3 protein-coding genes and 1 pseudogene are annotated in these 11,177 nt (G+C 72.4%); 3 read left to right on the forward strand and 1 reads right to left on the reverse strand.

Features of this window, described 5'->3' with window-relative positions:
• Positions 1-28 precede the first annotated feature (28 nt).
• The 3 genes and pseudogenes from OG841_RS09635 to asnB all read left to right on the forward strand — a co-directional run.
• Positions 29-6,889: pseudogene (locus OG841_RS09635) on the forward strand (type I polyketide synthase); the annotation flags it as partial.
• A gap of 242 nt (positions 6,890-7,131) precedes the next feature.
• Positions 7,132-7,632: an SRPBCC family protein gene (locus OG841_RS09640; RefSeq protein ID WP_328641812.1), complete on the forward strand. Its 501-nt coding sequence runs from the start codon at positions 7,132-7,134 to the stop codon at positions 7,630-7,632.
• A gap of 54 nt (positions 7,633-7,686) precedes the next feature.
• The gene (gene asnB / locus OG841_RS09645) at positions 7,687-9,510 is read left to right on the forward strand and encodes an asparagine synthase (glutamine-hydrolyzing) (RefSeq protein ID WP_328641811.1); all 1,824 of its coding nucleotides are present in this window, start codon (positions 7,687-7,689) and stop codon (positions 9,508-9,510) included.
• A 69-nt stretch (positions 9,511-9,579) separates the two neighbouring features.
• On the opposite strand, the gene OG841_RS09650 is transcribed toward asnB, so the two are convergent.
• On the reverse strand, positions 9,580-10,896 hold the full coding sequence (locus tag OG841_RS09650) for a phthiocerol/phthiodiolone dimycocerosyl transferase family protein (RefSeq protein ID WP_328641810.1): 1,317 nt from the start codon (positions 10,894-10,896) through the stop codon (positions 9,580-9,582).
• Between the last annotated feature and the right edge of the window lie 281 nt (positions 10,897-11,177).

Here is an 11,177-nt window from a genome sequence, read left to right on the forward strand (position 1 = left end):
CAGCGCCATCGTGGCGAACAGCGAGACCACCGAGGACAAGCTCCGCTACTTCCTCAAGAAGGTGACGGCCGACCTCCAGCAGACCCGTGCGCAGCTGAAGGAGCTGGAGTCCGTCGAGGGCGAACCCATCGCCGTCGTCGGCATGTCGTGCCGGTACCCGGGCGGCGTCGAGTCGGCGGACGGTCTCTGGCAGTTGGTCCTGGAGGGCCGGGACGCGACGTCCGCGTTCCCGACCGACCGGGGCTGGGACGTCGAGTCGCTGTACGATCCGGACCCGGACACGCCGGGGACGACGAACACCCGCGAGGGCGGCTTCCTCGACGAGGCCGACCGCTTCGACGCCGGTTTCTTCGACATCGGCCCGCGTGAGGCCCTCGCCATGGACCCGCAGCAGCGGCTGCTGTTGGAGACCTCCTGGGAGGCGTTCGAGCACGCCGGCATCGACCCGAGGACCCTGCGGGGCAGCCGCACGGGCGTGTTCGTGGGCACCGGCCAGCAGGACTACCGGACGCTCGTGGGGAGCGCCCCCCAGAACGTCGAGGGCTATCTGATCAGCGGCCTCACCGCAAGCATCCTCTCGGGCCGACTGGCGTACTTCTTCGGGCTGGAGGGCCCGGCGCTCACCGTCGACACGGCGTGCTCGGCGTCGCTGGCCGCCCTGCACGTGGCCGTCCAGTCGCTGCGGCGCGGCGAGAGCGAGCTGGCCCTCGCCGGCGGGGCGACGGTGATGGCCACGCCCTTCATGTTCACCGAAACGGCCCGCCAGCGCGGCGTGTCACCCGACGGCCGCTGCAAGGCCTTCGCCGCCTCAGCGGACGGCACGGGGTTCAGTGAGGGCGCCGGTGTGCTCGTACTGGAGCGGCTGTCGGAGGCTCGGCGGCACGGGCACCGGGTGCTGGCCGTCATACGCGGCAGCGCCGTCAACCAGGACGGCGCCTCCAACGGCCTGACCGCGCCCAGCGGCCCCGCCCAGCAGCGCGTCATCCGGCAGGCGCTCGCCAACGCCCGCCTCACCCCCGCCGACGTGGACACGGTGGAGGCACACGGCACCGGCACGAAACTGGGCGACCCCATCGAGGCGCAGGCGGTGCTCGCGACGTACGGCCAGGACCGCGAAGAGCCTCTGTGGCTGGGCTCGGTGAAGTCCAACATCGGGCACACACAGGCTGCCGCCGGCGTCGGCGGCATCATCAAGATGATCATGGCCATGCGCCACGGCGTGCTCCCCAGGACCCTCCACGTCGACGCGCCCACCCCGCACGTCGACTGGTCGGCGGGCAAGGTGGAACTGCTCACCGAGCAGCGCGAGTGGCCGGCCACGGACCGGCCCCGCCGCGCCGCCGTGTCCTCCTTCGGCGTCAGCGGCACCAACGCGCATGTGGTGCTGGAGCAAGCGCCCGCCGAGGCCCCTCAGCCGGCGGACGAGCCCGCTGTGCCCCTCGCGCCGGTCGTGCCGCTCGCCCTCTCCGCCCGCGACACCGCCGCACTCCGCGCCCAGGCCGAGCGCCTGGCCACCGGCCTCGACGACCTTCCGGACGTACGCGAGGTGGCACACGCCCTCCTCACCCAGCGAGCCAACCTCGACCACCGCGCGGTTGTCCTCGGCACCGACAGGGACGAACTCCTGGCAGGACTTGAGGCCCTGGCCACGGGGGCGGCGGATCCCGGCGTCATCACCGGCCAGGGTGAGTACGAGCGTCCGGTGTTCGTCTTCCCCGGCCAGGGCTCGCAGTGGGTCGGCATGGCCACCGAACTCCTGAAGACCTCCGACGTGTTCGCCCGGTCGATCGCCGACTGCGAGGCCGCCCTCACCCCGTACGTCGACTGGTCCCTCACCGAGGTGCTGTGCAGCGGAGAGCGGATCTCCCGCTCCGTCGTCGTGCAGCCCGCCCTTTTCTCGGTGATGGTCTCCCTCGCCGCCATGTGGCGCTCCCTCGGCGTCGAACCCGCCGCCGTCATCGGCCACTCCCAGGGCGAGATCGCCGCAGCCGTGGTGGCCGGGGCGCTCTCCTTGGAGGACGGCGCCAGGATCGTCGCGCTGCGCAGCCAGGCCCTGCTCGGCGTCACCGGACAGGGCAGCCTGGTCTCCCTGGCGGTGTCCGAGGAGCGGGCAGGCGAGCTGATCGAGCCCTGGCAGGGGCGTCTGCACGTGGCCGTCATCAACGGCCCCGGAGCCACCGTCATCGCCGGAGAGCCGCAGGATCTCGACGAACTCGTCGCCCTCTGCGAGGAGAAGGAGATCCGCGCCCGCCGCATCGACGCCGACTACGCCTCTCACTCCCCGTACGTCGAACCCGTCAAGGACGAGGTCGTCCGGGCCATCTCGGGCATCACGCCCCGTTCGGGCACGGTCCCGTTCTACTCCACGGTCACCGGTGAACTCATCGACACGGCCGGGCTCGACGCCGACTACTGGTACTCGAACCTGCGCCGGCCCGTCCGCCTCACCGACGCGGTCCGCACCGCGTTCACCGAAGGTCACACGGCGTTCATCGAGTGCAGCCCCCATCCGGTTCTCGCCCTCGCCCTCGAAGCCATCGCCGAGGAAGACGAGCGCGACATCTTCGTCACCGGCACCCTCCGCCGCGACGAGGGCGGCTGGCCCCGTGTCCTCACCTCCGCCGCCCACGCCCACTGCCAGGGCCTGTCCGTCGACTGGAGCGGGTTCACGACACCGCCCGGCCGGGTCCTGGACCTGCCGGCCTATCCCTTCCAGCGCCGGCGCTACTGGATGGACGTCCGGCAGGAGAACACCGTCCTGGCGCAGACGGGTGCCGTCCCCGCCTTCGCGGCGACGGGCAGCGGCCCGGAGTCCGAGGGCAACGCCGAGGGCACGGACCTGGCCCGCCGGCTGGCCGGACTGCCCGAGGACGAGCGGCGGCAGCTGGCGCTGGACCTTGTGGTGGATGAGGCCACCGCCGTGCTGGGCCTCGACGCCCCCGCCTCGCCCGGCCGGTCCTTCAGCGACCTCGGTTTCGTCTCGATGACCGCCGTCGAGTTGCGCAACCGGCTGCGCGCCGCGACCGGCGCCCGCCTGTCGACGTCCGTCGTCTTCGACCACCCGACTCCGCAGGCCCTCGCCGGTCATCTGCTCGACCGGCTCTCCGGTGCCCGGGACCGTGCTCCGGTGGCCCAGGCGGACGCGTCCGCGGACGGCGACCCGATCGCGATCGTCGCGATGGCCTGCCGCTTCCCGGGAGGCGTACGGGGACCGGACGACCTGTGGCGGCTGGTGTCGGACGGCACGGACGCGATCTCGTTCTTCCCCAAGGACCGCGGCTGGGACGTGGAGTCCATCTACGACCCCGACCCGGACCGCGTCGGCCACACGTACACCCGCGAGGGTGGCTTCATGGACGACGCCGACCAGTTCGACGCGGCGTTCTTCGGGATCAGCCCGCGCGAGGCCCTCGCCATGGACCCGCACCAGCGGCTGCTCCTGGAGACATCCTGGGAGCTTTTCGAGCATGCCGGAATCGACCCGACCACCCTGCGCGGCAGCCGTACCGGCGTCTTCGCGGGCCTGGCCGGGCAGGACTACCCGCAGCTGCTGACGGGGACGTCCGCGCGGGAGGGCGTCGAGTCCTTCCTGCTGACGGGCGGCGCGGCGAGCGTGCTCTCCGGCAGGCTCTCGTACACCTTCGGACTGGAGGGCCCGGCGGTGACCGTGGACACCGCGTGCTCGTCGTCGCTGGTGGCGCTGCACCTGGCGGCGCAGTCACTGCGGGCGGGCGAGTGCGAGTTGGCGCTGGCCGGCGGGGCCACCGTGCTGTCGACCCCGGAGGCGTTCATCGGCTTCAGCCGGACGCGCGGACTGTCCCCGGACGGCCGGTGCAAGCCGTTCTCGGCCACCGCCGACGGTACGAGCTGGGGCGAGGGCGTCGGTCTGGTGCTGCTGGAGCGGTTGTCCGACGCCCGGCGCAACGGGCATCGCGTACTGGCCGTCGTCCGCGGCACCGCCACCAACCAGGACGGCGCCAGCAACGGGCTGTCCGCGCCCAACGGCCCCTCCCAGCAACGCGTCATCCGCCAGGCCCTGGCCAACGCCCGCCTCTCCACCGCCGACGTGGACGCCGTGGAGGCGCACGGCACCGGCACCACGCTCGGCGACCCGATCGAGGCGCAGGCTCTGCTGGAGAGCTACGGGCAGGACCGCCCGGCCGACCAGCCCCTGTGGGTGGGCTCGGTGAAGTCCAACATCGGGCACACGGCCGCGGCCGCGGGCGTGGCCGGTGTGATCAAGATGGTGAAGGCCATGGAGCGGGGCGTCCTGCCGAGCACGCTGCACCTGAGCGAGCCGACGCCGCACGTGGACTGGTCCGCGGGTGCCATGGAGCTGCTGTCTGAGGCGGTCCCGTGGCCGCAGACCGGGCGTCCGCGGCGAGCCGGTGTGTCGGCGTTCGGCATCAGCGGGACGAACGCGCACGTGATCCTGGAGGAGCCGCCCCAGGAGGAGGCCCCGCAGCCCGAGGCGCCCGCGACGGCTCCGGGGGCCCTGCCGTGGCTGCTGTCGGCGCACAGCGCGGCGGCCCTGCGGGCGCAGGCGGAACGACTGCGCGAGCACCTGTCCGCGCGGCCCGGGACCGACCTGGCGGCCGTGGCCGGGACGCTGGCCTTCAACCGCGCGACACTGCCGCACCGCGCGGTCGTCGTCGGCGCCGACCGGACGGACTTCGAGGCGAGTCTCGCGGCCCTGGCGTCGGGCACGTCGGGTCCCGGCCTGGTGCGTGGTACGCCCGCCACCGGCCGCCTGGGGTTCCTCTTCCCCGGCGAGGGCAGCCAGTTCCCTTGCATGGGGCGGGAGTTGTACGAGCGCTACCAGGTCTTCGCGCGAGCGCTGGACGAGCTGTGCGAGGCCTTGGACCGCGAGATGAACCTCCACGGCGACTCGGCCCGGCCCGGGCTGCGCGAGGTGCTGTTCGCCGTGGCCGGCACCCCTGAGGCTGCCCTGCTGGACGAGACCGAGTACGCCCAGGCCGGCCTGTTCGCCGTCGGGGCGGCGTCCTTCTGGCTGCTGCAGTCCTGGGACGTGGTCCCGGACGTGCTGGGCGGTCACTCGGTCGGCGAGCTGACGGCCGCCTACGCGGCGGGCGCGCTGTCTGCCGAGGACGCCTGCCGGCTGGTGGCGGCGCGCGGGCTCCTGATGCGAGCAGCGTCCGGTGAGGGCGAGCTGCAGCGGTCGTCGCGGGAGTCCCGCCCGGCCCTGACCGACAGCGCCCTGGAGGAGTTCGGGCGGATCGCCGGCACGCTGGCCTTCCAGCCACCTCGTATCGCCCTGCTGTCGAGCGGCACGGCCGAGGAGGTGAGCACGCCCGAGTACTGGGTGCGCCACCTGCGCGAGGCAGCCGGCGCCCACGACACCGTGCGCGCCCTGCTGGATGCCGACGTCACGACGGTGGTCGAGCCCGGCGCGGGCGGTGCGCTGACGGCGCTCGTGACCGACGCGGCGGCCGAGCGCCCGGGCCCGGCCGTCGAGGCGGTGCCGCTGCTGCGGCGCGACCACCCGGAGCAGCAGAGCGCACTGGAGGCGCTGGCCCGACTGCACGTCCGCGGAGTGCGGGTCGACTGGTCCGCCGCCCTGGACGTCCCCGCCGGTGCCCACACCGGCCTCCCCACGTACGCGTTCCAGAGCCGCCGTTTCTGGCCGGACGGCACGCTCCCGACGGCGGTCGCGACGGTCGGCGGCGCGGGCGACGGGCCGTCCCCCGACGACGCGGCGGCACAGCTGCACGAACGCCTGGCCCCGCTCACCGCCGACGCCCGTGAGGACGCCCTGCGAACCCTGGTCGCCCAGCACGTCGCCAGGGCCCTCGGGCACGCCGACACCACGGAGGTCGAGGAGGCGTTCAGCCTCCCGGAGCTGGGCATCGAATCCGTCATGGCCGCGGAGATCCGTGTCCAACTCCAGACGGCCACCGGAGCGCGGCTCCGCTCCACGGTCCTCTTCGAGCACCCCACGCTCGACAAGTTCGCCGCCCACCTCCACACGCTACTGGTCACCGCGTCGCTGCTTCCTCCGCCGGGGGACCTGCCCGGGGACTCCCAACCCGTCGCGAGCGAGACGGCCGCCCCGGAGCCCGCCGGCGGGGGCGTCCTGGCCGCGCTGGCCGCGCGGGCCGGACAGGAAGGGCACTTCGCGGAGTTCCTCACGTTCCTGGAGGACGCCGCCCGGTTCCGGGAGACATTCGACGCGGCGGACGTCGCGGCCGGGACCGTACGGCGGCCCGCGCCGGTGCGGCTGGCGCGCGGCGGTGACGGACCCGCACTCGTGTGTTTCCCGTCGTTCGCGGGCAAGTCCGGCGCCCACCAGTACGCCCGGCTCGCCACCGGCCTGCGCGGCGAACGGGACGTGTGGGTGCTGCCCGCGCCCGGCTTCGTCGCGGGCGAACCCCTGCCCGCCGACCTCGACGCCCTGGTCCGGCTGCACGCCGACGACGTCGAACGGTGCACCGACGGCGCGCCGTTCGCGCTCCTCGGGCACTCCGCCGGAGGCTGGCTCGCGAACGCGGTGGGCACGGAGCTGGTGCGCCGGGGTCTGCGTCCCGCGGCCCTGGTCCTGCTGGACAGCTACGCGCCCGGCAGCCCCGTGCTGCCGCCCATCGGGCAGTACATCGGCCGCTCGCTCACCGAAGCGCCCGTCGACGGCGCCGCCGCCCTCCTGGACGACACCGCCCTGACCGCGATAGGCGGCTTCGGCCGGATCTTCGCGGGCTGGGTCCCGGCCGATCTCGACGTCCCGTCCCTCCAGGTCCGGGCGACCGAGCGGGTGCCGGAACCCGGATTCCCCGAGTCCGGCTGGCAGGCGCACTGGCCCGGACTGCCCGCGCCCGTCGAGGTGGATGTGCCCGGCGACCACTTCACGATGATCGTCGACCACGCCGGGACCACGCTCGACGCGGTCCGCGCCCACCTTTCCCCCTGACCCGGTCGTAACCCGGCCGTGAGGGCGGGAGTCCGGGGCCATATCCCCGGCCCCGGACTCCCGCTCTCGTTCCCGACCAGCGATCCGGGCCGGTCCCCCGCGGCGGCGGCCTCGACCGCGCCCGCAAGGCCGCCTGACGCGCACCGACCCCTCCGCTCTCCCCGCAGTACCACTCCCCCCGCAGACTCCCTCCGGAAGGACGACCTCCGATGCCCACTCGCTGGTACCCGGTCGAAGAGGCCGGCGACTCGCTCTTCACCACCGCGTCCGTCTACCTGACGCGCACCGTCGACGTTCCCTACCCGGCCGAGGAGACCTGGGCGGCCCTGACCGACGACTCCGGCCCTGCCCACTGGACGAAGGGCGTGAAGCGGCTGACCTGGACCACTCCCCGGCCGTTCGGGGTCGGGACGACCCGGGAGGTCGAGACCTACGGAGGCTTCGTCCTGCGCGAGCGCTTCTACCGCTGGGACGAGGGACACCGCAAGACGTTCACCGTCGTCGAGAGCACCCGCAACGTCTTCAGGAGCCTCGTGGAGGACTACGTCGTGGAGTCCACCCCGGACGGCTCCCGGCTCACCTGGCAGTGGGCCGGCGAACTGCACCGCCCGTGGTCGCGGATGAAGGGCGTGGTGAAGCGGCTCGTCCTGGAGCCGACGGCCCGCTCCCACATCGGCGGACTGCCGGCCCACATGGCGGCCACCCGCTGACACGCGCACGAGTCGGACCACCACCGAACAGAACATCAGCAGGAGAGGACGCACATGTGTGGGATCGTCGGCTGGATCGCCTTCCAGCGTGACCTGGCGAGGGAACGCCCCACCCTGGACGCGATGACCGCCACCATGGTCTGCCGCGGCCCGGACGCCGAAGGCACCTGGGTGTCGCCGCACGCCGCCCTCGGGCACCGCCGGCTGTCGGTCATCGACCTGGAGGGCGGTGTCCAGCCCATGACGGTGGACACCCCGGACGGCCCGGTGGTGATGACGTACAGCGGTGAGGCATACAACTTCCGGGAGCTGCGCGACGAACTGCGGCGCCGTGGGCACGAATTCCGCACCTCCAGTGACACCGAGGTCGTCCTGCGCGGTTACCTGGAGTGGGGCGAGGCGGTCGCCGACCATCTCCTCGGCATGTTCGCGCTGGGCATCTGGGACGGCCGTACGGACCGCCTGATCCTGCTGCGCGACCACCTCGGCATCAAGCCGCTGTACGTGTACGAGACCGAGGACGGCGTCCTGTTCGGTTCGGAGACCAAGGCCCTACTGGCCCATCCGGCCGTGGAGGCCGTGGTGGACCGGGACGGCTTCCGGGAAATGATGGGGTACGTCAAGGAACCGGGCCAGGCCACGTGGAAGGGCATGCGGGAGGTCAAACCGGGCACCATGCTGATCGTCGACCGGGGCGGGGTCCGCGAGCGGGTCTACTGGCGGCTGGAGGTCGGCGAGCACCACGACGACACGGAGACGACGGTACGCCGGATCCGTGAGCTGCTGGAGGACAGCGTCAGCCGTCAGCTGGTCGCGGACGTACCGCTGTGCCTGCTGCTCTCCGGCGGTCTGGACTCCAGCGCCCTGACGGCCCTGGCCGCGCGGAAGCTCACCGAAGAGGGACGGCAGGCCAGGACGTTCACGGTCGACTTCGAACAGCCGGACGACTTCCGCGCGAACGAACTCCGCGGCTCGCCGGACGCCCCGTTCGCCCGCGAGGTCGTGGACCACGTCGGCACGCTGCACAGCAACATCAAACTGGACCACCAGAAGCTGGCCGACCCCGAGGTACGCCGGGCCGTGATCGCGGCCCGCGATCTTCCGTTCGGCTTCGGCGAGGGCGACAACTCCCTCTACCTGCTGTTCAAGGCGATCCGCGAGCACTCGACGGTGGCACTGTCCGGCGAGGGCGCCGACGAGACATTCGGCGGCTACCCGTGGTTCCACTCCCCGGCGGTGCAGCAGACCGCGACGTTCCCCTGGGTGGAGCCTCTGGTGCCCACCCGGCTGTACGAGCCGGAGCTGACGCTCGGCACCCTCGACCTGCCCGGCTACCTGGCGCAGCGCTGGTCCGACACGGTCGCACAACTGCCGTCCCTGCCCGGCGAGGACGCGCACGAGCGCCGTATGCGCGAGTTCTGCTACGTCCATGTGACCAGCGCGCTCCCCACGTTGCTGGACCGCAAGGACCGGATGAGCATGGCGGTCGGCCTGGAGGTGCGAGTTCCGATCTGCGACCACCGGCTGGTGCAGTACGTCTTCAACACGCCGTGGTCGATGAAGGCGTTCGACGGCCGGGAGAAGAGCCTGCTGCGCGCCGCCGTGCGCGACATGCTGCCGGCTTCGGTGGCGGACCGGCCAAAGGCGGGTTACCCGCTGACCCAGGAGCTGAGCTACGTCGGGGAGGTGCAGCGCCAGGTCGGAGAGCTGCTGTCCGACGACCACCGCGCGGTGGAGTTCTTCGACCGGGCGGCACTCACCGAAGCCGTGCGCGGGAAGCCGGAGGCGGTGGAACGTGACACCCGGGACGCCTTCGAGCGGGTCCTGGACCTGGCCGTCTGGCTCGACCTGTACCGCCCCACCATCAAGCTGTCCTGACCTCGCGTCACTGAGCCCGTCGAGGGGCACGGCCGGGCCGTGCCCCTCGACGGGCGAAGGATGGTCCGACTACGTGCGGGTGACGCGGTGTCGGACGGTTGCGGCGGGGCGCCGCTCCAGGTCGGGCTCGGCGAGGGCGAGCAGGCTCGCCCGGACCTCGTCGGCCAGCTCGCGCATGAACGGCCGGCTGAAGCAGGCGGTGTGGTGCGGGAACTCGATGGCGAGGCGGCCGTCGAACGTAGTGACGCAGGCCATGATCGGGCTGCGGCCGGCCTGCGGGAAGTAGTGCTCGCGGGCGGGCGTGAGCCGTACGTCGGTGACGCGCGTGCCCTCCGGGAGACGCGGGCCGGACACGGCACCCATGTTGGTGACGATGACCGTGCCGAGGTGGAGTGTCGGATGCTGCGGGACCGACGGCATGATGTGCATCTCCCGGAAGTGATCGCCGCGGTCGAGGAAGTCCCGCAGGCCGTCGCCGAATTCACGCGCCAGCTCCAGTACATCGGTGTCCTCGCCGACGGGCAGGGCCTGCAGGTGCATGCTGACCGCGGCGACCATGAGGGTGGCGGGCACCGGCGGCGACAGACGCGAGCGCAGATCGACCGGTGACAGGCAGCCCAGGACGCGCGGGTCCGTGCCGTCCATGCGCCGACGGGCCGCGAGCAGCAGGGCGGCGCTGATCAGGGCGTGCACGGACAGACCTTCCGCGCGGGCCCGCTCGCGCAGCCCGGTGGTCGGTTCGGTGTCGAGCAGCAGCCGCCGGACCTCGATGCGGTGGGGCTCCTCGGGCGCTTCCTCCGCTGCCTGCACGTCGTACGCGACGAGTTCGACCGGGCGGCGGCCGACGTTCTCCACACGCTGTTCCAGGTACTTCGCCGTGTCGGCCGCGTCCGAGTGTGGCAACAGCGTGCTGATGGGCGCGGGGAGTTCGGCCACGGGCGTGCGCGGAGCCAAGGTGTCGCCCATGCGCTCCCGGTAGCGGTCCCAGAGGGTGTTGAGCAGGGCGATCCCGCTGTGTCCGTCGGTGATGACGTGGTCGATGCTCAGGACCAGGGTGTGCCGCTCCTCGTCGGGGTCGCTCACGAGGACCGCCCGGGTCAGCGGACCACCCACCGTCAGCGGGGTGTTGAGCTCCTCCACGTACGCCTCCTCGCCCCCGGTGCGTGTCCGCAGCCGGGGCCGCTCGGCTTCCGGGAGAGATTCGAGGGCGTGGCCGTCGCCGTCCGGGACGATGTGCGTCAGCAGTTGCGGCTGCTCCGCCGTGACCGCCTCGAACGCCGCGGACAGGGCCGCCGAGTCGACGGGACCGTCCAGGGCACAGGAGAGGACCGCCCTGCTTCGCTGGGCGACGTAAAGGTTTTCCACGGGGCACAGCACGCGTCGCATGCAAACAGCCTTTCTCCGCGTCGGTCACACTCCGCAGGAGAACACGACTGACGAATTCTCTTGCTCACGCGGCAGGATAGAACGGTTTCTGGAGCGGGCGGGACGGAACACCGGCATCTCGAGGAAGAGTCGAGCGCAGCTCAAGGAATCATCGAGCGGAAAGCACCGCTCAGCCCCAGGTACCGCACGCGCTCAGGGGTGCCCCGTCTCACATGAATTCCCTTCGGCTGAACCCGGTAGAAGCGTGCGCGAATTTCCCTTGAGTCTTATTCGTGCGTCAC

The organism is Streptomyces canus (genome assembly GCF_041435015.1).
GTDB classification, from domain to species: Bacteria; Actinomycetota; Actinomycetes; order Streptomycetales; family Streptomycetaceae; genus Streptomyces; species Streptomyces canus_G.

Excerpts from the sequence above, each read along its gene's own strand:
- OG841_RS09640 (WP_328641812.1), top strand. The coding sequence starts at position 7,132 with ATGCCCACTCGCTGGTACCCGGTCGAAGAGGCCGGCGACTCGCTCTTC.
- asnB (WP_328641811.1), top strand. The coding sequence starts at position 7,687 with ATGTGTGGGATCGTCGGCTGGATCGCCTTCCAGCGTGACCTGGCGAGG.
- OG841_RS09650 (WP_328641810.1), bottom strand. The coding sequence starts at position 10,896 with ATGCGACGCGTGCTGTGCCCCGTGGAAAACCTTTACGTCGCCCAGCGA.